This window comes from Pseudomonas sp. TE21435 (assembly GCF_056279265.1).
Map to the genome: position 1 here is coordinate 2,241,000 of NZ_JBWBQZ010000001.1, position 22,213 is coordinate 2,263,212.

20 protein-coding genes are annotated in these 22,213 nt (G+C 65.8%); 5 read left to right on the top strand and 15 right to left on the bottom strand.

Features of this window, described 5'->3' with window-relative positions; genetic code table 11:
• Nucleotides 1-28 precede the first annotated feature (28 nt).
• A complete protein-coding gene (locus ACZ9C1_RS10080) occupies nt 29-469 on the bottom strand; it encodes an MAPEG family protein (protein WP_139669775.1) in 441 nt (146 codons plus the stop codon).
• On the bottom strand, nt 466-780 hold the full coding sequence (locus ACZ9C1_RS10085; protein WP_198755291.1) for a DUF2834 domain-containing protein: 315 nt from the start codon (nt 778-780) through the stop codon (nt 466-468). The genes ACZ9C1_RS10080 and ACZ9C1_RS10085 overlap by 4 nt, the downstream gene beginning before the upstream one ends.
• A gap of 124 nt (nt 781-904) precedes the next feature.
• Between ACZ9C1_RS10085 and ACZ9C1_RS10090 the strand changes: the two genes are divergently transcribed.
• Nucleotides 905-1,726 carry a helix-turn-helix domain-containing protein gene (locus ACZ9C1_RS10090; protein ID WP_476253943.1) on the top strand — a complete coding sequence of 274 codons (822 nt, stop codon included), beginning with the start codon at nt 905-907 and terminating at the stop codon, nt 1,724-1,726.
• 88 nt (nt 1,727-1,814) lie between these two features.
• Here the strand turns inward: ACZ9C1_RS10090 and ACZ9C1_RS10095 are convergent, their stop codons facing one another.
• Nucleotides 1,815-3,167 carry a spinster family MFS transporter gene (locus tag ACZ9C1_RS10095; RefSeq protein WP_476253944.1) on the bottom strand — a complete coding sequence of 451 codons (1,353 nt, stop codon included), beginning with the start codon at nt 3,165-3,167 and terminating at the stop codon, nt 1,815-1,817.
• Between the two features lie 263 nt (nt 3,168-3,430).
• Between ACZ9C1_RS10095 and ACZ9C1_RS10100 the strand changes: the two genes are divergently transcribed.
• A complete protein-coding gene (locus tag ACZ9C1_RS10100) occupies nt 3,431-4,684 on the top strand; it encodes an arsenic transporter (RefSeq protein ID WP_476253945.1) in 1,254 nt (417 codons plus the stop codon).
• 395 nt (nt 4,685-5,079) lie between these two features.
• On the opposite strand, the gene ACZ9C1_RS10105 is transcribed toward ACZ9C1_RS10100, so the two are convergent.
• The 3 genes from ACZ9C1_RS10105 to ACZ9C1_RS10115 all read right to left on the bottom strand — a co-directional run bounded on the left by ACZ9C1_RS10105 (nt 5,080) and on the right by ACZ9C1_RS10115 (nt 7,547).
• Nucleotides 5,080-6,303 (bottom strand): amidohydrolase family protein, encoded by a 1,224-nt coding sequence (locus ACZ9C1_RS10105; RefSeq protein WP_476253946.1) that lies wholly within the window; start codon nt 6,301-6,303, stop codon nt 5,080-5,082.
• A gap of 85 nt (nt 6,304-6,388) precedes the next feature.
• On the bottom strand, nt 6,389-6,859 hold the full coding sequence (cynS, locus tag ACZ9C1_RS10110) for a cyanase (RefSeq protein WP_038706489.1): 471 nt from the start codon (nt 6,857-6,859) through the stop codon (nt 6,389-6,391).
• 28 nt (nt 6,860-6,887) lie between these two features.
• Nucleotides 6,888-7,547, bottom strand: coding sequence for a carbonic anhydrase (locus ACZ9C1_RS10115; protein WP_476253947.1), 660 nt, complete (start codon nt 7,545-7,547; stop codon nt 6,888-6,890).
• Nucleotides 7,548-7,659: 112 nt separating this feature from the next.
• On the opposite strand from ACZ9C1_RS10115, the gene cynR reads away from it, so the two are divergent.
• Nucleotides 7,660-8,577, top strand: coding sequence for a transcriptional regulator CynR (cynR, locus tag ACZ9C1_RS10120; RefSeq protein ID WP_277505070.1), 918 nt, complete (start codon nt 7,660-7,662; stop codon nt 8,575-8,577).
• On the opposite strand, the gene ACZ9C1_RS10125 is transcribed toward cynR, so the two are convergent.
• Together ACZ9C1_RS10125 and ACZ9C1_RS10130 are read right to left on the bottom strand one after the other, a co-directional pair.
• Nucleotides 8,565-8,903, bottom strand: coding sequence for a hypothetical protein (locus ACZ9C1_RS10125; protein ID WP_102683713.1), 339 nt, complete (start codon nt 8,901-8,903; stop codon nt 8,565-8,567). The genes cynR and ACZ9C1_RS10125 overlap by 13 nt on opposite strands.
• 92 nt (nt 8,904-8,995) lie before the next feature.
• Nucleotides 8,996-9,910 carry a LysR family transcriptional regulator gene (locus tag ACZ9C1_RS10130; RefSeq protein ID WP_198755283.1) on the bottom strand — a complete coding sequence of 305 codons (915 nt, stop codon included), beginning with the start codon at nt 9,908-9,910 and terminating at the stop codon, nt 8,996-8,998.
• 142 nt (nt 9,911-10,052) lie between these two features.
• Between ACZ9C1_RS10130 and lysA the strand changes: the two genes are divergently transcribed.
• Together lysA and ACZ9C1_RS10140 are read left to right on the top strand one after the other, a co-directional pair.
• Nucleotides 10,053-11,282: a diaminopimelate decarboxylase gene (gene lysA, locus ACZ9C1_RS10135; protein ID WP_476253948.1), complete on the top strand. Its 1,230-nt coding sequence runs from the start codon at nt 10,053-10,055 to the stop codon at nt 11,280-11,282.
• A 166-nt stretch (nt 11,283-11,448) separates the two neighbouring features.
• Entirely contained in the window at nt 11,449-13,089 is a 1,641-nt protein-coding gene (locus tag ACZ9C1_RS10140) for a diguanylate cyclase (RefSeq protein WP_476253949.1), read from the top strand.
• A gap of 18 nt (nt 13,090-13,107) precedes the next feature.
• Here the strand turns inward: ACZ9C1_RS10140 and ACZ9C1_RS10145 are convergent, their stop codons facing one another.
• The 7 genes from ACZ9C1_RS10145 to ACZ9C1_RS10175 form a co-directional block, all read right to left on the bottom strand.
• Entirely contained in the window at nt 13,108-13,806 is a 699-nt protein-coding gene (locus ACZ9C1_RS10145; RefSeq protein ID WP_110703485.1) for a response regulator, read from the bottom strand.
• Nucleotides 13,803-16,457, bottom strand: a complete 2,655-nt coding sequence (locus ACZ9C1_RS10150) for a DUF4118 domain-containing protein (RefSeq protein ID WP_476253950.1) — start codon at nt 16,455-16,457, stop codon at nt 13,803-13,805. The genes ACZ9C1_RS10145 and ACZ9C1_RS10150 overlap by 4 nt, the downstream gene beginning before the upstream one ends.
• 118 nt (nt 16,458-16,575) lie before the next feature.
• Complete coding sequence (gene kdpC, locus ACZ9C1_RS10155) at nt 16,576-17,139, bottom strand: potassium-transporting ATPase subunit KdpC (RefSeq protein WP_102683718.1); 564 nt, start codon at nt 17,137-17,139, stop codon at nt 16,576-16,578.
• A 10-nt stretch (nt 17,140-17,149) separates the two neighbouring features.
• Nucleotides 17,150-19,204: a potassium-transporting ATPase subunit KdpB gene (gene kdpB / locus ACZ9C1_RS10160; protein WP_214500378.1), complete on the bottom strand. Its 2,055-nt coding sequence runs from the start codon at nt 19,202-19,204 to the stop codon at nt 17,150-17,152.
• Between the two features lie 10 nt (nt 19,205-19,214).
• Entirely contained in the window at nt 19,215-20,909 is a 1,695-nt protein-coding gene (kdpA, locus tag ACZ9C1_RS10165) for a potassium-transporting ATPase subunit KdpA (protein ID WP_476253951.1), read from the bottom strand.
• A 9-nt stretch (nt 20,910-20,918) separates the two neighbouring features.
• Nucleotides 20,919-21,008: a K(+)-transporting ATPase subunit F gene (kdpF, locus tag ACZ9C1_RS10170; RefSeq protein WP_011534724.1), complete on the bottom strand. Its 90-nt coding sequence runs from the start codon at nt 21,006-21,008 to the stop codon at nt 20,919-20,921.
• Between the two features lie 148 nt (nt 21,009-21,156).
• Nucleotides 21,157-22,209: an AI-2E family transporter gene (locus tag ACZ9C1_RS10175; protein ID WP_110704424.1), complete on the bottom strand. Its 1,053-nt coding sequence runs from the start codon at nt 22,207-22,209 to the stop codon at nt 21,157-21,159.
• Between the last annotated feature and the right edge of the window lie 4 nt (nt 22,210-22,213).

Consider the following 22,213-nt stretch of genomic DNA (forward strand, 5'->3'; position numbering starts at 1 on the left):
ATGGCAATAATTATTGGCCTGGAATAATTCAATGTAAAGCCACGGCTGAGTACACTGGTATGACGAGCAACGTGGCCAACCCGATCAGGCACAGTACGCCCACGCCATAGCTCAGCGTCCGCCAGGGCTGGAGCCGCGCCAGGTAGGTCACCGTATGCAGCACCCGCGCCACGGTGAACATGCCACTGAGCCAAGCGGTGCTGGCTGCAGGCGCGTCGAGCGCAACCGCAAGCCCGGCCAAGGCTATGAACATCGGAATATTCTCCAGGTCATTGCGCCAAGCCTGCGCGGCGCGCGTGACTTGCGGTAGTTCAGAGGGAGAAGCCGAGCGTCTGAACACTGCCGCATCCTCGCTGTTGGTGAAGGCCAGGAAACGCAGACGGAAGTAACCCTGGTAGCAGGAAATCGCCAGCATCTTGATGAACAGCACCACCACGCAACAGGCATAGACCGACAGGGCGACGTTCATTGCCCGTACCTCGGCATGCCACCCTTGACCACGATGTACAGCAGCGGCCCCATGCAGACGAACACCAGCGTCAGCAGCACATAGGGCATGACGCCAAGCAGCGAACCGCCGCGCTTGCGGTGGTCGCTGACCATCCAGACGCAGCCCAGCCCGGCCATCATGTACAGGTCGATAACCACCTGCGCGGTGTCCGGCCGGGACATCAGTTCCAGGCCAAAGGCAATCAGTGATTGCTCCGCAATCACCATGGTCCAACCGGTGTAAAGGGCAAACAACAGCAACAGCGGCAGCGCGATCCATTCAGCTCTCATGGTCGAATTCCATACCTGTCGATCTGGCGGGCGAAGTTGGCCTCACGGTAGTGATACAGTCGCCTGCGCAGCAATGACCTCACAGGTCATGAACGCTTCAGCCAAGGACAGCCAGAGTCGCAGCATGAGCCCTCTTCCCTTCCACACCCCGCACCCGCCCACCGCCACCGATGCGGGCGCGCATCTGCGCCGCCTGCGGCGCCAGGCCGGGCTCAGCCAGCTCAACCTGGCGTTGCTCGCCGGTGTTTCGCAACGCCACCTGAGCTGCGTGGAAACCGGCCGCGCCAAGGCCAGCCCCGGCACCCTGCATGCCCTGCTCAGCGCGCTGCAGGTGCCGCTTGAGCACTGCAACGAAGTGTTCCTCGCGGCGGGCTATGCACCGCGCTACATGGCCTCTGCAGCGGACGCTCCGGCCATGAAGATGGTGCACGACGCCGTGGAGCACATCCTGCAGGCCAACAACCCCGCCCCGGCCATCGTCATCGCCAGCAACTGGGACATCACGGCGGCCAATGCCAGTGCCGGACTGTTGTTCGCAATGGCCAGCGTAGCGACCACCAGCACCTCGGGCCTCAACCTGCTGGACACACTGCTGCGCCCGGGCGGGCTGGGGGATCATCTGGTCAATGCAGACGAGATACGGGCGATTGCCTGGCAGCGGGCGGCCAGGGAGGCTGTGAGCAATCCTGACCTGGCCAGACTACTGCAAGACTTGCCCGTGCCCCCCGCGCTGGCGGCCGATACGCCGATGTCTCCAGTGGTGCTGACCCGGGTGCGCACTGCCGAGGGTGAGCTGCGCTTCCTGTCCACCTTCACCACCTTCGGCATGCCGCAGGACATCACGGTGGCGTCGCTGCGTATCGAGCACCTGGTGCCCACCGACAGCGAAACATGGCAAGTCATGACGGCGGCCTATCAACGGGTGATCCGCAACGCCGAGATTTGAGTGACAATCGCGGCGTCAGGACTCGATGAACCTCAATGCCAACCTTCTCGACAAGCAAGTGCTGGCGACCAGGCCGATACGCATGGAATCAAGCCTGTGCCGCCTGCCCCGCCACCGCCCCGCCCTCCAGCACCATGCCCTCGCGCATCCGCTGCGCATCCCGGCTGAAACACCGCGAAGCCGCCAGCAGGAACACCATGGTCAGCATCAGCGCCACGGGTATCAGGTACATCGCGTCATGCAGCCCCTGTGCCTTGAACGCCTCGCTCATCAGCCCCTCACCCGCCGCCGTCATCGCCGCCACGGCGAAGTGGTCCGACAGCCCGCCGACCACCACCGGCCCTAGCCCGCCGCCCAGCAGGTACAGCCCGGCGAAGAACAGGGCCATGGCCGTGGCCCGCAAGCGCGGTTGCACCACGTCCTGGATGGCGGTGTACACGCAGGTATAGAAGTTGTACGAGAACAGCCAGCCAATGCCGAAGACCGCCACGAACACGCCCAGCTCGATGCGCCCGGCATGCAGTGCCCAGGCGGTGCACAGGGTGGCCGCCAACATACTCAGCGCGGCAAACACCAGGCGGCCATTGGCAAAGCGTTGGTGCACCTTGTCGGCCACCCAGCCACCGAGGGTCAGGCCCACCAGGCCGCTGAGGCCAACGATCAGCCCGGTGGCCACTGCGGCGTCGTGCAACGACAATGCGAAGTAACGCTGCAGCATCGGCACCATGAACGAGTTGCAGGCGTAGGTGGAGAAGTTGAAGGTCAGCCCCGCCAGCACCAGCCAGGCGAAGGTGGGCACGCTGAGCACCCGGCGCAGCGGGCGGTCGAGCGGGGTCTGGGCGATGGCCACAGTCTCCGCCGCACCGCGCGCGGGTTCGCGGATCATGAAGATGAACAGCGCCAGCAGCACGCCGGGCACGGCGGCGATGAAGAAAGGCGCCCGCCAAGTGCCGAAAGCCTCGACCATTGCACCGATTGTGAAGAACGCCAGCAACAGGCCCAACGGCAAGCCAAGCATGAAGATGCCCATCGCCCTTGCCCGCCGCCCGGCGGGGAACAGGTCGCCGATCAGCGAGTTGGCGGCAGGCGCGTAGCTGGCCTCGCCGATGCCCACGCCCATGCGCACCAGCAGGAAGCTCCAGAAGCTGCCGACCATGCCGTTGACCGCCGTCAGCCCGCTCCAGGCCAGCAGACCCCAGCCCATGAGCTTGCTGCGTGAACCCGTGTCGGCGATACGTGCCAGCGGCAGGCCGGCGATGGCATAAACCAGGGTGAAGGCGGTGCCGATGATGCCGATCTGGAAGTCGCTCAGGTGCCACTCCAGGCGGATCGGCTCGATGACGATGGCGGGGATGGTGCGGTCGAAGAAGTTGAACAGGTTGGCCAGGAACAGCAGGAACAGGATGCGCCAGGCGTTGGACGCTTGGGGGGCGGTGGGCATTGTCGGGTCCCTCATCATTGTTTTTCGGGGCGTCCAGCACGCCTTGTGCAATCTAGAGGCGGATGCAGTGACCGTCTGCCAACATTGATCGCGCTTATAGCGGTTGATGGGTTTTGCCAGGGAGGGCTGCCAGTGCACTCGGGCCTGCACGAACTTCATCCCTGCCAAGGTACGGGAGTGCTAACGTAAGCGGCCATGCCGCCGGCCTCGGCGTGCAGCGTCGTGGCCACCCTCGATACCCCATTCTGAAATTGGTAGTTCCCATGCCCGTTGCTGATTCAGCACTGATCATCTGGTCGGTCGCGGCCCTGGCCACCGCCCTGGTCATCGTTCGCCCCGGTCGCGTGCCGGAATACGTCTGGGCGCTGGGCGCCGCGGTGCTGCTGACGACCTGCGGGCTGATCCCTTGGCGCATGGCATTGTCGGCCGTGGCCAAAGGTGGCGATGTCTACATGTTCCTGGTCGGCATGATGGTGCTGGCCGAACTGGCGCGCCAGGAGGGATTGTTCGACTGGCTGGCCAGGTACGCGGTGCAGCACGCCAAGGGTTCCGGCCAGCGCCTGTTCGACCTGGTGTTCCTGGTCGGTACCCTGGTCACGGTGTTCCTGTCCAACGACGCCACCGCCGTGGTGCTGACGCCGGCCGTGTACGCGGCATGCAAGGCGGCCAAGGCCGAGCCGCTGCCCTACCTGTTCATCTGCGCCTTCATCGCCAATGCCGCCAGCTTCGTGCTGCCCATCTCCAACCCGGCCAACCTGGTGGTCTTCGGCAGCCAGATGCCGCCGCTGCTGGAGTGGCTGCGCCAGTTCAGCCTGCCGTCGCTGGCGGCCATCGCCGCGACCTACCTGATGCTGCGCCTGACCATGCGCAAGCGCATCCGCCAGCCGCTGGCCGTGGCCATCGAGCTGCGCCCCTTGTCAGCCGGCGCCCGGCTTTGCGCGCTGGGCCTGATGTTCACCGGCGCCCTGCTGTTGACGGTATCGGCACTGGACGTGCCGCTGGGGCTGCCGACCTTTTGCGCAGGCATGGCCACGGTCGGGCTGATCCACCTGCGCCAGCGGCGCAGCCCGGCGCCGTTGCTGCGCCATGTGGCCTGGGGCGTGCTGCCGCTGGTCGCGGGCCTGTTCGTGCTGGTGGAGGCGGTGGCCCATACCGGCGTGATCGAACGGCTCGCGCATATGCTGGCGGCCCTGGCGCAGCAGTCGCCGGGCACGGCGAGCTGGGCTGCGGGATTGACCGCCGCCGTGGCCGGCAACCTGATGAACAACCTGCCCACCGGCCTGATCGCCGGCTCCATCGGCCAGCTGGTCGAGCTGCCCCGGCAGACCAACGCCGCCTTGCTTATCGGTGTCGACCTGGGGCCGAACCTGTCGATCACCGGTTCCCTGGCCACGCTGCTGTGGCTGGTGGCGATCCGACGCGAGGGCGAGCATGTCGGCGCGCTGAGCTTCCTGCGCCTGGGCGTGCTGGTAATGCCCCCGGCACTGGTGGCGGCACTGGTGCTGCTGGCGGTCTGAGCTCCTTTCAAGGTGTTCGCCGCGAAGGCTTCTGCGCCTGTGGGATCGAGCGCCGCCCGCGCGGCGCATCGCGGATGAATCCGCTCCTACATTTGTTGCAACGTGGCCATGCCGGATAGGCCATGGTTGTAAGCCTTTCGCGCTCGCCGCGATGTTTCGGTGGGCATTGCCGGCGCCCCACCTGTCTCAAGACGTGCGCCAAGGCTGGCAACCATTGCCTGACAGGTTCGGTACGTTGCAACAAATGTAGGAGCGGATTCATCCGCGATGCGCCGCGCGGGCGGCGCTCGATCTCATAGGCGCTGCAAGGATTGCGGCGAACACCTGGAGGCCCTCACTCGGTCAATAGCCCCCGCACCCCAAGATCTTGAACGGGCGGGCTCTGAGCCCGGCCTTCAGAACACCACCGAACGCCGCTGCTCGGCCGTCGCCACCACCCTGCCGCGCTTGAGCACCATCAGCCGCGCCGGCAGGTCGAGGATCACATCGCTGACACGGTGGGTATCCATCAGCACCAGGTCCGCGTCGTTGCGCACCGCCAGGCCATGGTGCTGCAACCCCAGGGCCTTGGCCGGGTTGCTGGTAAGCATCGGCAGCACCGTGGCCTGGTCGTCCGCCCCGCCCAGGTGGCAGGCGGGGATGGCCAGTTGCGCGATGTGCAGCAGGTCGCCGGTACCGTAGGGGGTGAAGGCATTGCGGATGTTGTTGGTGGCCAGGCACACGTTCACCCCGCCATCGCGCAACGCCCGCACCGGGGTCAAGGTGCGCCGTACATTGTGGCTGTCGCCGCGGGCGCCCAGGTGCAGGTCGGTGGCAGGCAGGCACATCACGCTGATGCCGGCTTCGCGCAGCAGCGCGATGATGCGCGCCTGGCGCGCTGGCTCCACGGCCGCCAGGCTGGTCAGGTGGCCGACGCTGACGCGCCCTTGGTAGCCCGCGGCGAGGGTCCGGCGGGCGACGTATTCGATGGTCATGTGCTCGGCGTCGTCGGCGAAGTCCTGGTGCAGGTCGATGTCCTTGCCGTAGCGTTGGGCCAGGTCGAAGACGAAATCGATGTGCTCCAGGGGCGAGACGTCGTTGTAGGGAATGCCGCCGACCACATCGGCGCCCCTCTCCATGGCCTCGACCATCATCTCTTTCATGCCGGGCAGTTTCAGGATGCCTTCCTGGGGAAACGCCACCACCTGGATATCGATAACATCACGCAAGGTTTCGCGCAGTTCCAGGACCACGTCCAGGCCGGTAAAACCCTGGGCCGGATCGAACTCGGCGTGGGCGCGCACATGGGTGGTGCCGGCCTGCACCAGGGCACGCAACACCTGCACAGAGCGCTCGCGAATATCGTCACGGGTCAGGGTGGGCTTGAGCGCCGCAGTGACGGCGATCGCTTCCTTCAAGGTGCCGGAGCGGTTGGCCTTGCGCTGCATGACATTGGCTTTTTCCAGGTGCAGGTGGGCTTCGACGAAGCCGGGGACCAGGACATTGCCGTTGCCCTGGATTTCCTGTTTTGCCGTCGCCGTGATCGTCTGGGCGATATCGGTGATCTTGCCGTCGTGCACGGCCACATCCATCAAGGGTTTTGCATCGTCGATGCGGACATTTCTGAAGATCAGGTCCATGCCGTCGCCCCTGTCTGGGATCAATAGCCTGCGTGGAAATGGCCCGGGCGTCGTACGGCGCCCGGGCCATTTCCCTAAGGGCGAATCAGAACGGCTTGGTCGGCAGGTACTTGCCATCCAGGGTGATCACCGCGCGGGAACCACCTTCCGGATCGTCGACCTTCTTCACGTCGAGCTTGAAGTTGATGGCGCTGATGATGCCGTCGCCGAACTTCTCGTGGACCAGTGCCTTGAGGGTGGTGCCGTACACCTGCAGCATCTCGTAGAAGCGGTAGATGGTCGGGTCGGTCGGCACGCCGCCTTGGATGCTGCCGCGCAGTGGCACGGTCTGCAGCAGGGCGATGCCATCGGCGTCCAGGCCGAGCTTGTCGCCCACCACCTGGGCAGCGCTGGCCGGCAGCGGGTGCTGGCCCAGCAGAGCGGCAGTGACGAAGGCTTCGGACAGGCCGGTGCCGTCGGTGATCTGGGCGAACGACAGATCCTTGCGGGCCTTGGCCAGGAGGATGACTTCGCTCAGGGCAAGGCGGGCGTTCTGGCTGATTTGCGACTGGATCATGGTGTATCTCCTTGGGTTTGAAAGAGGTTCAGGCAACGTGCCTGGAGGGGTGGGAAACGGCGTTGACGTCAGGGTTCTGCGCCAGGGCCACGAACTGGCCGGTGCGCCCATCGAAGGCGTCGATGCGGCCGCTTTCGATGTCGTAGATCCAGCCATGCAGGCGCACGCGGCCCTCTTCCAAGGCCAGGCGCACCGAGGGGTGGGTCTGGATATTGGCCAGCTGGGCGATCACGTTCTCGCGCACCATGGCCTCGACCTTGGCCTGCGGGCTGTGGTGCTGGCGCGCCTCGTTGACCACCCGGGCGGAGTCGGCGTAGCGCAGCCAGCCGGCCACGGCAGGCATATGGTCCAGGCACTTGCAGGTGGCGATGGCGGTCATGGCGCCGCAGTCGGAGTGGCCGCAGAGGACGATGTCGGCCACTTGCAGGGCGGCGACGGCATATTCGACCGAGGCCGATACGCCGCCGGGCTCAGGGCCGTAGGAAGGCACGATGTTGCCGGCGTTGCGGATGACGAACAGGTCGCCGGGTTCACGCTGGGTGACCAGTTCGGGCACCAGGCGGCTGTCGGAGCAGGAGATGAACAGCGCCCGGGGGCTTTGCTGGGTGGCCAGGTCCTTGAACAGCTTGACCCGCTCGGGGAAGGCGTCGCGCTGGAACTTCAGAAAACCGTCGATGATGTCTTTCATGGCTGCTTGCCTCAATTTCGCGGTGTGTTGAGGCAAAGGTTACGCAGCGCATTACATAAGGTAAAAGTCTCATTTATGATGAAGCGCATCAGATTATCTTATGGAAACAGTCATGCTTGCCCGGCACCTCCAGTACTTTCTCGCAGTGGCGCAACACCACAGTTTCACCCGCGCCGCAGCGGCGCTGCATGTCTCCCAGCCGGCGCTGTCACAACAGGTCAGGCAACTGGAGGAAAGCCTTGGCGCGCAGTTGTTCGACCGTTCCGGGCGCAGCACGCGGCTGACCGATGCCGGGGATGTCTACCTGCGCTATGCCAAGCGGGCGGAACAGGAACTGCTGGAGGCCAGGCGCGCCATCCATGACGTGGGCGACCTGAGCCGAGGATCGCTGCGGGTGGCGGTAACGCCGACCTTCACCAGCTACCTGATCGGCCCGCTGGTCGAGGCCTTCCATGCGCGTTACCCCAACATCACCCTGAACCTGCGCGAAATCGCCCAAGAGCGCATGGAGGAGCTGTTGCAGGCCGATGAGCTGGATGTCGGCATCGCCTTCGATGAGGTCCACAGCCAGGACATCGACAGCCGCCCGCTGCTGGTGGAAACCCTGGCGCTGGTGGTTGGTCGCGCACATCCGCTGGCCACTGCCCGCAGCATTGGCCCGCAGGCGCTCAACGACGAGTCGCTGATATTGCTCAGCGCCGAGTTCGCCACGCGCGAGCAGATCGAGCGCTATTTCCGCCAGCACGGTATACGCCCACGGGTGCGGATGGAGGCCAACGCGATTGGCGCGGTGATCGAAGTGGTACGCCGCACGACACTGTCGACCTTGCTGCCCGCCAAGCTCGCCCTGGCCCATGATGACCTGACCGCCATTGCCCTGGACCCTCTGCGCCTGCAGCGCACCGCAGTCTTGATGCAACGCAGGGGCGCCTATCAGAGCGCGGCAGCGCGGGCTTTCATCGAAGTGGCAACGTCAGTGGCGGCACGCCTGGAAATCGGCGACAGCGCAGCCGGTATTCAGCTCAGCTGAGCGATCAACACCGCATTGGTGTAGATCAGGCTGCCATCGCTGGCCCGATGCCCGACCAGGTGGAACTGGCCACGCTCGTCGTCGCTCAGGTAGACGCGCAGGCGGCAGTCCGACAACGGGCCGTAGCCCTCGGGCAACACCAGGTTCAGGCTGTCCATGTCGACATCCACCATCGCCTCGGGCTCGTGGCTCTGTTGCAGGCGCTCCTCGGCCTGCTCCAACTTGCGGTGGTTCACACCCTGGATGTCGAAGTGGATATCGCCCACCGGGGTGGACCTGCGATCACCCTCAGCTTTGAACCAGCCTTCGATCGTCAGCGTACTCATGGCGATTCCTCATGCTGTGGAGCATTTTCGATCACTGCTGATGGGGTTGACCTTGGCGTGGCTGAGAACGTTCCAATCGGTCGCCCGACCGCTCAGGCGCCTTGCGCCAAGGCCGCCTCCATTGCCCTGGCCTGCACCCGCAGCGCCTGGCAGAACGGCTCCAGCACCACTGACGCCGGCCGCAGCTCTGGCCGGATCAGCATCACCTGGTACGGCACCGACAGGCTCAGGCGGCGGATCGCCAGCCCAGCCTGCCCCGCTTCCAGCCCGCTCAGCGGGTTGATGATCGCCACCCCCAGCCCCTGGCGGACCATGGCGCACACCGAGGCGGCGCTGGTGGTCTCGATGATCGTGCGCCGGTTCACGCCGGCCTCGCGGAAATGCCGGTCGAGTTGCTGGCGGTAGCTGTCCAGACTGGCAAGGTTGATGAAATCGACCTCATGGAAGTCCTGCAACTGGAGTACCGGCTTGGCCAGCAAGGGGTGCTGCGCGGGCAACACACAGACCATGTCGGCGTTGAACAACAGCTCGCCGACCGCACCCCGCGGCACTTGCGCGGTTTCGGTCAGGCCGAGGTCGTGCTGCTGGGCGACCAGCGACTCCTCCAACAACGGCGACTCCTGGGCGGTGATGCTCAGGCTGACCCCAGGATGATGCTGGTGAAACGCCTTGCAGGCCTTCGGCAGCAGGGTTTGCGAGAACAACGGCAGGCAGGTGACGGCCAGCCGGCCCTGCTCGAAATTGCGGATGGCCTGGGCGAAGCGGTCGATGCGCTCGAGGCCGACGAAGGCACGCTCGACTTCCTCGATCAGCAGCAAGGCCTGGGCACTGGGCACCAGGCGCCCGCCTTCGCGCTCGAACAAACTCAGGCCGGTGACCTGCTCCATGCGCGCCAGCTCGCGGCTGACCGTGGGCTGCGAGGTGAACAGCAGGCGCGCGGCGCCAGTGACACTGCCGGCGGCCATGATGGCGCGGAAAACTTCGATATGACGAATGGAAAGTCGCATGGCTGCAACAAGACCTGTGCGTAACCAGAAACCTGGAGGGGTTGCTACATATCAGATATGAATTACCTTCAGAACAATAGCTATTTTTCTGAATCACTAAAACTGCCTCACCATCGGCGTATCCAAAACAAGGAACGCCACCATGACCACCACCCTCCTGGCCGATGCCGTCCGCCAGCACGGCTCGCCGCTGTGGGCCTACGACGCCCAGACCATCCATCAACGCATCGACCAGCTCAAGCAGCACTTCGACACCGTGCGCTTCGCGCAGAAGGCCAACCCCAACCTGCACGTGCTGCGTCTGATCCGCGAACGCGGCCTGGTGCTCGACGCGGTCTCCCTGGGAGAAATGGAACGCGCCTTCGCCGCTGGCGCATCGGTGGGCGGCGAGCCGGCCGGCGTGGTGCTGACCTGCGACGTGCTGGACCAACCAACCCTGGCGCGGGTCGTGGAGACTGGCATCGAGGTCAACGCCGGCTCCATCGACATGCTCCGCCAGCTCGGCGAGCGCTCCCCCGGCCACCGGGTGTGGCTGCGCATCAACCCCGGCTTCGGTCATGGCCACAGCCGCAAGACCAACACCGGCGGCGAGAACAGCAAGCACGGCATCTGGCATGAGCAATTGCCCGAGGCCCTGGCCTGCGTGAAGCAGCACGGCCTGCACCTGGTGGGCGTGCACATGCACATCGGCTCGGGGGTGGACTACGCACATCTGGAACAGGTGGCCGGAGCCATGGTCGGGCTGATCGGCCGCCTGGGCATGGATATCGAGGCCTTCTCCATCGGTGGCGGGCTGTCCACCCCCTACCGCGACGGCGACCAACCGGTGGACCTCCAGCGCTACGCCCACACCTGGGCGGTGGCCCGCTCGGAAATCGAGGCGATGCTCGGCCACTCCGTACGCATGGAGATCGAGCCGGGGCGCTTCCTGGTGGCCGAGTCCGGCTACCTGGTGGCCGAGGTGCGCGCGGTCAAGCAGATGGGCGAGCGCCACTACATCCTGGTCGACGCCGGTTTCAACGACCTGATGCGCCCGGCCATGTACGGCGCCTACCACCGCATGAGCCTGTTCGATGCCGTGGGCCGACCAGTGAGCCGCCCGCTGCAACCGACCGTGGTGGCGGGGCCGCTGTGCGAGTCGGGAGATGTGTTCACCCAGGACGACGAAGAGCTGACCCCCCAGGACCTGCCCCAGGCCAAGGTCGGTGACCTGCTGGTGATTCACGATGCGGGGGCGTATGGCGCGTCCATGTCGTCGAACTACAACAGCCGGCCGTTGTTGCCTGAATTCCTGCTCGATCAGGGTGAATTGCGCATGATTCGCCGCAGGCAGACGGTAGAGGAATTGTTGCAGCTAGAGCGAATGGACTAGCCGGCAAGGGCAAGCGATTGTTCGCGGCGGGTCGCCGAAAGGCGATGCGCCGTCGAATAAATGTCAAAATGGTGGCTCAAAAACAGATGTGAGATACTCAGCCCGAACTATCGCGTTTTGATGCAGAAGGCCACACAGGATACGCCACAAGGCGCAAGGAGCGCGTTTGCAACCCCCACGGCGACGCTACTTCACCAAATCGCATGCCTTCAGCATCCGGATGCGCCACATGCCCACACGGCCACGCCCCAAGCTCACCCTGCGCACGCTGCTGCTGGCATTCGCGCTGATCTGTGCTATCGCCACCCTGGCCAATACGTTCGTGGTGATGTTCACCACCCAGAAAGCCGAACTGGTGGAAAACGCCCTCCAGACCAACGAAGCCTATGCTGCCCGAATCGCTACCAGCGTGGAGGAGGTATTGAGCTCCGAGCTCGATCGCCTGGGTTTTGCATCCACCGTCATCGGTCGCGCCTTCACAGACCCATCTGCCCTGCACGATGAGGCGCACCGCCTCCTGAGCCAGGACCACAGCTTCAACTCGGTACTGATAGCCAACGCCGAAGGAAAAATCATTGCTTCGGCCCCCAGCAGCCTGCAACTGGACGGCCAGGTGCTGCAACGTCGCTCGCCGCTGACGAGGCGAGAGCCGATGATCAGCGACGCATTCAAGTCCCTTGCCGGCAACCTGGTCGTGTTCGTTTCCCATCCCATTTTCAGCCGCGATGGAAAATACCTTGGGCTTGTGGGCGGGAGCATCCGCCTGGAGCAGAAAAACACGTTGCAGGCGCTCATGGACCTGAACATCCGCGAAGATGGCGCCCATGTCTATTTGGTCGACAGCCATCGGCAAGTGCTGTACCACCCTGACCCGGAGCGCATCGGTACGATCCTGGCAACCGACCCTATCGTCGAGGCGGCGCTCCAGCACAGTCACGGCTCGATGCGAGCGATGAACAGCAGTGGCAACGAGATGCTCGCCGGGTTCGCCAGTATCCCCAGCAGCCGTTGGAGCGTGATTTCACAGCGGCCGCTGTCGAACATTGAGGCAACGCTGGAGGCGACGACGATCAAAGTTGCCAAAGGCATCGTCCCACTCGGTGTGTTCGGCCTGCTGTTGATCTGGTGGCTGGGCGTGAAAATTTCCGTCCCGCTCTCCCGTCTGGCGGAGAGCGCCAAGCGTCTGGATGCACCTGAAAGCTACGAGCGCATCCTCGCGGTACCTGCGGATTATTTTGAAAGCTGGCAAATCCGCCGCGCTCTGCTGCTGGGGGCCAACCTTCTGCAAGAAAAGATCGGGCGGCTCAATCAACAGGCACACAGTGACCCGTTGACCGGACTGGCGAATCGCCGGGCGATGGAAGAAACCTTGGCGTTGTGGCAGCAAACACTGAAAACCTTCGCTGCGATCGCAGTGGACATCGACCATTTCAAACGGGTCAACGATACCTACGGCCATGCCGTCGGCGATGAAGCCCTGCGCACCGTGGCCCAGTTGATGAGGCAGGCCTCGCGCCCAGACGATTTGGTCTGCAGGGTGGGCGGCGAGGAATTCCTGCTGCTGCTGCCCAACGGTTCAATTGCTACTGGCGCGGAGGTTGCCGAGCGGCTTCGAACCGTGATCGAAGCCGCGGAACTCGATACCGTCGGGCATATCACGATATCGCTGGGGGTTGCCCTGTGGAGAGCCGGCGAATCGATGTCGGACACGCTGGAAAGATCGGACCGGTTGCTCTATCAAGCCAAGGCGCAGGGGCGCAATCGGGTAGTAACGGAAAAAGAACTATCGGCAGTTGCCCAATCATGATCCCATCGCCCGGCCTGTTCACGGGTCGGACGGCGCCACCAGCCGGTATCCCACGCCCGCCTCGGTGACGATGAACCGCGGCGCGGTGGGGTCGTCGCCCAGTTTCTGGCGCAGGTGCCCCACCACGATGCGCAGGTAGTGGGTGTCGTCGACATGGGTCGGCCCCCAGATGTCCTTGAGCAATTGCTGCTGGGTGATCACCCGTCCGGGGTGCCCGGCCAACTGCGCCAGCAGCGCGTACTCCTTGCGCGTCAAGGCTATCTCTATGCCATCCAGGGTAACCTTGCGAAAGGCGAAGTCCACCACCAGCGGCCCGAAACTCGCCGCCGAGGCGAGGTTGCCCACCTGGGGCGCCTGGCGCAGCAATGCCCGCACCCGGGCGAGGAATTCCTGGATACCGAACGGCTTGGTCACGTAGTCGTTGGCCCCGCCGTCGAGGGCATCGACCTTCTGCACTTCGCTGGCACGCACCGACAGCACCATCACCGGCACCGTGCTCCATTCACGCAGCTCGCGCAGCACCTGCTGGCCGTCCATGTCCGGCAGACCGAGGTCGAGTACCACCAGGTCGGGCTTGTTCAAGGCGGCCTGGGCCAGGCCGTCGCTGCCGGTGCCGGCCTCGATCACCTTGTAGCCCTGGGACGCCAGGCTGATGCGCAGGAACTTGCGGATTTGCGGCTCGTCGTCGATCACCAGCAGGGTGGCGGCTTGGCTCATGGGGCTTCACTTTCAGTATCGGGTTGGGTCGGCAGCGGCAAGCATAGAGTGATGCGGGTGCCGTGACCATCGATGCCGTCGTCGACCAGGATCCGCCCGCCATGGGCACCGATCATGCCCTGGCAGATCGCCAGGCCCAGGCCGGTGCCCTGCCCGCCCCGATCACCGCGGGCGGCGGTGTAGAACATGTCGAAGATCTTCTCGCGTTCATCCTGGGGGATGCCGGGGCCTTCATCGGCCACGGCGAAGCACAGTTGCTCATCGCGCACCGAGACCTGAAGTTCCAGGCGGCCTTGCGTTGGAGAGAAACGCGCGGCGTTTTCCAGCACGTTGATCAGCGCCTGCTCGATCAACGCCGCGTGCACGAACAGCAGCGGCAGTTCGGGCGGGACGTCGGTGTGCACGCGCAGGGGGGCCAGTACCACGCGCAGGCGGTTGAGGGCGCTGCCGACGATATCGGCCGGGGCAACCCAGTCGCGGGCCAGCTTGAGCGTGCCATGGCCCAGGCGGGTCATGTCCAGCAGGTTCTGGATGTAGCGGTCCAGACGCTCGGCTTCGTTTCGGGTGCCTTCGAGCAGTTCGCGGCGGTCATCCGGGGGGATGGCGTCGCCCAGCGCCAGCAGGCTGTCGATACTGCCGCGCATCGACGTCAGCGGCGTGCGCAGGTCGTGGGACACCGAGGCGAGCAAGGCGCTGCGCAGTTGCTCTGTTTCGCCGTGCAGGCGCGCGGCTTCCAGTTGCTCGCCCAGGCGGGCACGGGCCAGGGCCTGGGCCAGGGGTTGCGCCAGGGCCATCAACAGCCGACGGCGCTGGTCGCTCAAGGGCTCGCCGTCGCGTGGGCGTATGCCGAGCAGTGCCAGGGGCTGTTCCTCCACGGCCAGCGGCCACCACCACCAGCGGCCGTGGGGCAATGTGTCACTGCCGAAGCCCGCGGCCTGGCCATGTTGCCAGGCCCATTCGGCGGCGGCGCGTTCATTGTCGGTGAAGGCGGGAGCGCCACCGCTGGCCACCTGCAGCAGGCCCTCGGCGCTGCGTTCGAGCAGACACACCTGCACGCCCTGCCAGCCATCCATATGCTGGCCGGCAGCGCTGAACACCGCTTGGCGGTCGGTGGCAACGGTCAGGCGGCGCGACAGGTCGAGCAGCTGGTTGGTCTGCGCCTGGGTTTCGCGCAAGGCCTGCAGTTGGCGACGCTGGCGAGCGGCGAGGTTGCCGGTGAGCGCGGCCATCAGCAGGAAGAACACCAGGGTCAGCACGTCCTCTTCGCGCTGGATGGCGAAGGAGAAGTTCGGCGGGATGAACAGGAAGTCGTAGGTGAGGAACGACAGCGCCGCGCACGCCAGGGCCGGCCCCAGGCTGCTGCGCACTGCCACCAGCAGCACGGCGGCGAGGAACACCAGGGAAATGTTGGGCAGCGCCAGCACGCTCGACACCGCCCAGGACAAGCCCGCCGCCAGCGCGGTGGCGAGTAGCGCGAGCAGGTAGTGGCGCCACACCCATACGCGCTTTACCGCCGTACGCGCCGCTGGCGGCTGGGCGTCGCGGTCGAGCACGTTGATCTCCAGGCCGTGGCTCTCACGCAGCAGGCGGGCCGCCACACCGGCGCCGAACAGGCGCCGACGCAACAGATCACGGGACTGGCCCACCAGCACCAGGCTGGCGCGGCGCTCGGCGGCGTGCTGGATCAACGTGCGCGCCACTTCGCCGGCGCGCAGCAGCACCACTTCGCCGCCGAGGCGCTCGGCCAGTTGCTGGGCAGCCTGCAAGCGATGGCGGGCCGTCTCGTCACGCAGGCGGCCGTTGTCGACGTGGACCACGCTCCATGGCAGATGGCGACGCTGGGCGACGCGACAGGCATGGCGCACCAGGCGTTCGGCCTGCTCGTCGCCATCGATGCCCACCAGCAGCCGGCCGCGCAGGGCCGGGGCTTCCTGACCGCGCTGGCGATAGCCGCTGGCCAGGTCCGCGTCCACCTGGGCGGCGGCGGTCTGCATGGCCAGTTCGCGCAGGGCGGTGAGGTTGGTCTGGGAGAAATAGGCCTCGATGGCCGCCCGTGCCTGTTCGGGTACGTAAACCTTGCCCTCGCGCAGGCGCTCGAGCAGTTCACGCGGCGGCAGGTCGATCAGCACCAGTTCGAAGGCTTCCTGCAACACCCAGTCGGGCAGCGTCTCGCGCACCTGCACGCCGGTGATGTCGCGGACCTTGTCGTTGAGGCTTTCCAGGTGCTGGACGTTGACCGTGGTGTACACGTCGATGCCGGCGGCGAGCAGATCCTGCACGTCTTGCCAGCGTTTGGCGTGGCGGCTACCAGGGGCGTTGGTGTGGGCCAGTTCGTCGACCAGCACCAGCGGCGGCGTGGCCTTGAGCAGGCCGTCGAGATCCATTTCCTCGAGCATCACGCCACGGTATTCGCTGCGCAGCAGGGGTTGCTGGGTCAGGCCGCCGAGCAAGGCCTCGGTCTCGGCCCGGCCGTGGGTCTCGACCACCCCGGCCACCACGCGCACGCCCTGGCGTTGCTGGGCGTGGGCGGCCTGCAGCATGGAGAAAGTCTTGCCGACCCCGGGCGCGGCGCCGAGAAATACCTTGAGCCTGCCCCGGCCTTCCCGGGGCAGGCCCGCCAACAGCGCGTCGGCGCGGGCGGAGTCACTCATGTTTCATCCTTTGGTTGTTCAAGGATCAGCTGTTCGCCGGCAAGCCGGCTCCTACAGACACATGCCAGGACGGCACAAATCCCGTAGGAGCCGGCTTGCCGGCGAACAAATCCCACCGTCAGCGCGCGGCTAGCGGCGCCAACCGCTCAAGCGCCTGGTTCAATGCCAGCACATTCACCACCGGTGGCCCGATCAGTGGACGCAGGGTGGCGTCATTCACCAGCACTTGCAAGCGCTCCTCAGAGACCTGCCGCGCCGCCGCCACGCGCGGCAGCTGGTAGGCGATCGCCTCGGGCGGCAGGTGCGGGTCCAGCCCGCTGCCCGAGGTGGTCAGCAGCGCCTGGGGCACCGGCCCCTGCTGCGCCTGGTACTGCGCAGCGGCATCGGTCTTGACCCGCTCGACCAGCGCCGGGTTGCTCGGCGCCAGGTTGCTGGCGCCGCTGGCCACGGTGGCATAGGCCCCCGCCGAAGGCCGCGACTGGAACCAAGCGTCACCCTTGAATTCCTGGGCGATCAACGCCGAACCGCGCACCTCGCCCCGATCATCGCGCAACAGGCTACCGTTGGCCTGCTCAGGGAAGGCGACCTGGGCGATGCCGGTCACCGCCAGGGGATACAGCGCGCCGGTGACCACGGTCATCAGCAGGATCAGGCTCAGGGCCGGGCGTACATAAGCGGTCATGTCAGTCTCCTCAGACCAGGTGCAACGCAGTGAGCAGCATGTCGATCAGCTTGATCCCGGCGAACGGCACGACAATGCCGCCCAGGCCGTAGATCAGCAGGTTGCGCCGCAGCAAATGGGCGGCGCTGGCGGCCTGCACCCGCACCCCGCGCAGGGCCAGGGGGATCAGCACGATGATGATCAGCGCGTTGAACACAATGGCCGAGAGGATCGCGCTTTGCGGGCTGGCCAGGTGCATCAGGTTGAGCACGCCCAACTGTGGGTAGATGGCGGCGAACAGCGCCGGCAGGATGGCGAAGTACTTGGCCACGTCGTTGGCAATGGAGAAGGTGGTCAACGCGCCACGGGTGACCAGCAGCTCCTTGCCCACCTGTACCACGTCCAGCAGCTTGGTCGGGTCGCTGTCCAGGTCGACCATGTTGGCGGCCTCGCGGGCCGCCTGGGTGCCATCGTTCATGGCCATGCCCACGTCGGCCTGGGCCAGGGCTGGGGCGTCGTTGGCACCGTCACCGCACATGGCCACCAGGCGGCCGTCGTTCTGCTCCTGGCGGATCCGCGCCAGCTTCTTCTCCGGGGTGGCTTCGGCGAGCACGTCGTCCACACCCGCCTCGGCAGCAATGGCGGCGGCGGTCAGCGGGTTGTCGCCGGTGACCATCACGGTGCGGATACCGAGCTTGCGCAGTTCGGCGAAACGCTCGCGGATACCGGGCTTGACCACGTCCTTGAGGTGGATTACGCCGAGCAGGTGCTTGTCGACGCACACCAGCAGCGGGGTGCCGCCGCTCTGGGCGATGCGCTCCACTTCACGGGCCAGCGCGGTGGGCAGCTCCAGGCGTTGCAGGCCGCAGAAGGCCAGTACCGCGTCGACGGCGCCCTTGCGGTAGCGGCGCTGCTGGAAGTCGATACCCGACAGGCGCGTCTCGGCGCTGAAGGCGATGGCTTCGTACTGGTTGCTCGCCGGTTCCGCGAAGTCGTGCAACTGGCGCAGGTACTCGACGATCGACTTGCCTTCGGCAGTGTCATCGGCCAGCGAGGCGAGCAAGGCGCCCTCCCCCAGCTCCTTGGCGGTCACGCCGGAGGCTGCGTGCAGTGCGCTGCAGCGACGGTTGCCGAAGGTGATGGTGCCGGTCTTGTCGAGCATCAGCGTGTGCACGTCGCCTGCCGCTTCAACGGCGCGGCCGGAGCGGGCGATCACGTTCAGGCGCACCAGGCGGTCCATGCCGGCGATGCCGATGGCCGACAACAAGCCGCCGATGGTGGTGGGGATCAGCGTCACCAGCAGCGCGGCGAGGAAGATCAGCGGCAACTCGCCACCGGCGAAACGGGCGAACGGCTGCAGGGTCACCACCACGATCAGGAAAATCAGGGTCAGGCCGATCAGCAGGATGTCGAGGGCGATCTCGTTGGGGGTCTTCTGCCGCTTGGCGCCTTCGACCAGGGCGATCATGCGGTCCAGGGTCGACTCGCCGGGGTTGCTGGTGATGCGGATCAGCAGCCAGTCTGAGACCAGGCGGGTGTTGCCGGTAACGGCCGAACGATCGCCGCCGGACTCGCGGATCACTGGCGCGGACTCGCCGGTGATGGCCGCCTCGTTGACCGCGGCGATGCCTTCGAGCACCTCGCCGTCGCCGGGGATCAGCTCACCGGCCACCACGCGTACCACGTCGTCCTTGCGCAACTGGGTGGCGGCGACGGTCTCGAACGTACCGTCACTCTTGCGGCGCTTGGCGGCCAGCCCCTGGCTGCCAGCCTTGAGGCTGTCGGCGCGGGCCTTGCCACGGCCTTCGGCAAGGGCTTCGGCGAAGTTGGCGAACAGCACGGTGAACCATAGCCATACGGTGATCTGCACGGCCACTGAAGTGCTCACGCCACTTTCAGGGGCGAAGCAAAGCACGGTGGTCAGCATGGCAGTGAGGGCCACCACCAGCATCACCGGGGCGCGTTTGAGCTGGCGCGGGTCGAGCTTGACGAAGGCCTGCACCAGCGCCGGGCGCCACAGGGCGGCGAAACGGGTCTGGTCCTTGGCGCTATGACGCGCCTTCACTTCGGGAATGGGCATGTTCATGGTGTGTTCCTCAGAAACCCAGGCTCAGGTGTTCGGCAATCGGCCCCAGGGCCAGGGTCGGCAGGAAGGTCAGGCCACCGACCAGCAGGATGGTCACCAGCAGCAGCGTGGTGAACAACGGGCCGTGGGTGGGGAAGCTGTTCAGGCCTTGCGGCGCGCTCTTCTTGGCGGCCAGGCTGCCGGCCAGGGCCAGCACCGGCAGGATGTAGCCGAAGCGGCCGATTAGCATGGCCAGGCCGATCATCACGTTGTGGAACGGGGTGTTGGCGCCGAAGCCGGCGAAGGCCGAGCCATTGTTGGCGGTACCCGAGGTGTAGGCGTACAACAGTTGGCTGAAGCCGTGGGCCCCGGGGTTGGTCACCGCACCGGCAGGCCCTGGCAGGCTGGCGGCGATGGCGCCGAGCACCAGCACGCCCACCGGCATCACCAGCAGGGTCGCCACCAACAGCTGTACTTCACGGGCCTGCAGCTTCTTGCCCAGGTATTCCGGGGTGCGGCCGATCATCAGGCCGGCCAGGAACACGGCGATCAGCACGAACAGCAGCATGCCGTAGAGGCCCGCGCCGACGCCGCCGAAGATCACCTCGCCAAGCATCATGTTGACCATCGCCACCATGCCGGTCAGCGGGTTGAGGCTATCATGCATGGCGTTGACCGAACCGTTGGAGGCCGAGGTGGTGGTCACCGTCCACAGTACGGAGCCGGTAGTGCCGAAACGGCTCTCCTTGCCTTCGAGTGGCGCGCTCTGCTGCACCTGGGCGCTTTCCAGGGCCGGGTTGGGCTGGTGTTCCGACCACAGCGCGGTGCTGCCGCCGATCAGGAACAGCGCGAGCATACAGGCGATGATCGCGCGGCTCTGACGCAGGTCCTTCACGTAGTGGCCAAAGGTGAACACCAGAGCCACTGGGATCAGGATGATCGAAGCCACTTCGAACAGGTTGCTCCAGGCCGTGGGGTTCTCGAACGGGTGAGCCGAGTTGACGCCGAAGAAACCACCACCGTTGGTGCCCAACTGCTTGATGGCGATCTGGCTGGCGGCTGGGCCCAGCGGGATGGTCTGGTCGGTGCCTTGCAGGGTCACGGCGTGGACGTAGTCGGCAAAGGTCTGCGGCACGCCTTGCCAGACCAGCAGCAGCGCCAACACCAGGCAAAGCGGCAGCAGGCCGTAGAGGGTGGCGCGGGTCAGGTCGACCCAGAAGTTGCCCAGGGTGCTGGCCGAACGGCGGGCGATGCCCCGGCACAGGGCAACCAGCACGGCAAGGCCCGTGGCGGCGCTGACGAAGTTCTGCACGGTAAGGCCGATCATCTGGCTCAGATAGCTGACCGAGGCTTCACCGCTGTAGGCCTGCCAGTTGGTGTTGGTCATGAAGCTGACCGCGGTGTTGAACGCCAGCGACCATTCCTGGCCCGGCAAGTGCTGCGGGTTGAGCGGCAGGCTGCCCTGCAGTTGCAGTACGCCGAACACCATCAAAAAACCGGCCAGGTTGAAGGCCAGCAGGGCCAGGGTGTACTGCTTCCAGCTCTGCTCCTGGTCGGCGCGCACGCCGGCCACACGGTAACAGCCCCGCTCCACCGGGCCAAGGAGCGGCGACAGCCAGGTACGCTGGCCCTCCATGACCTTGAAGTAGAAGCGCCCAAGCCAGGGCGCCGGCAGCAGCACGATGGCGAAGAACGCCAGCAGCAGCAGGTAATCGTAACTGTGCATGGTCGCCCCTTAGCCGCGATCGGCGCGCAGCAGCGCCACCAGCAGGTAAACCGCCAACGCCACCGCCAGAAGCAGTGACAGCCCGTCGAGCATGTACATGTGCAATCTCCCCTAGTTGCGGCGTGAAGGCCGCTTTGGGGAAATTGTCCGAGGGAGGGGCGTAAAGGGGCGAGATGGGGGGTCGGGTCAGGACATAAAGAAAGCGTAAAGATCGCTGATGTATCGCGGGGCAAGCCCGCGATGGAGATCAACGCTGCGGCGTGTGCTGCGCGGTATTGCGGCTCCAGTCCAGCAGCAGGCTGTACCCCACCGCCAGCAAGGTCGGCCCGATGAACAGCCCGATGAAGCCGAACGCGATCAGGCCGCCGAACACCCCGAGCAGCACGATGACCAGCGGCAGGTTACCGCCGCGGCTGATCAGGTATGGCTTGAGCACGTTGTCCACGCCACTGATGATGAAGGTGCCCCAGATGCCCAGGAACACCGCCATGCCGTAGTCGCCCTTCCAGACCAGCCAGGCGGTGGCCGGTATCCATGCCAGTGGTGGGCCCATGGGAATCAGGCTGAGCATGAAAGTCACCAGGCCCAGCACAATGGCCCCCGGCACGCCGGCGATCAGGAAGCCGATCAGCGCCAGCAGGGCCTGAGCCGCCGCAGTACCGATCACACCATTGACCACCCGCTGCACGGTGCCGGCGACCAGGTCGACGTAGTACTCGGCGCGCTCGCCCACCAGCCGTTGCAGCAGGCGGTGCACGAACGCCGCCAGGCGTGGCCCGTCGCGGTAGAAGAAGAACACGAACACCAGGCTCAGGGTCAGCTCGAGCACCCCACCGCCGATCTGCGCGCTGCGGGCCAGCAACCAGTTGCCGACCTGGCCAAGGTACGGCTTGGCCGAGGCCAGCAAGGCCGCCCCTTGCTGGTCGAAGGACTCCCACCAGCCAACCAGGCGCTCGCCCACGAATGGGATACCGGCCACCCAGGCGGGCGCGTCCGGCAGGCCATCGACCTGCACATCGCGAATGAACGCGGTGGCATCACGCACATGGTCGGCCAGGTTGAAACCCAGCCACACCAGCGGCATGGCCACCAGCAGGATCCACACCGTGGTCAGCAGACTCGCGGCAAGGGTTTCCCGGCCGCCCAGCACGCGGGTCAACAGGCGCATCAGCGGCCAGCTGGCGAAGGCCAGGATGGCGCCCCACAGCAGCGCCGAGATGAACGGCGCCATCACCCACAGCGCGGCGCCCAGCAAGGTGAGCAGCAGGATCTGGATCAACAGGCGGTCATTGTTGGCCATGGTG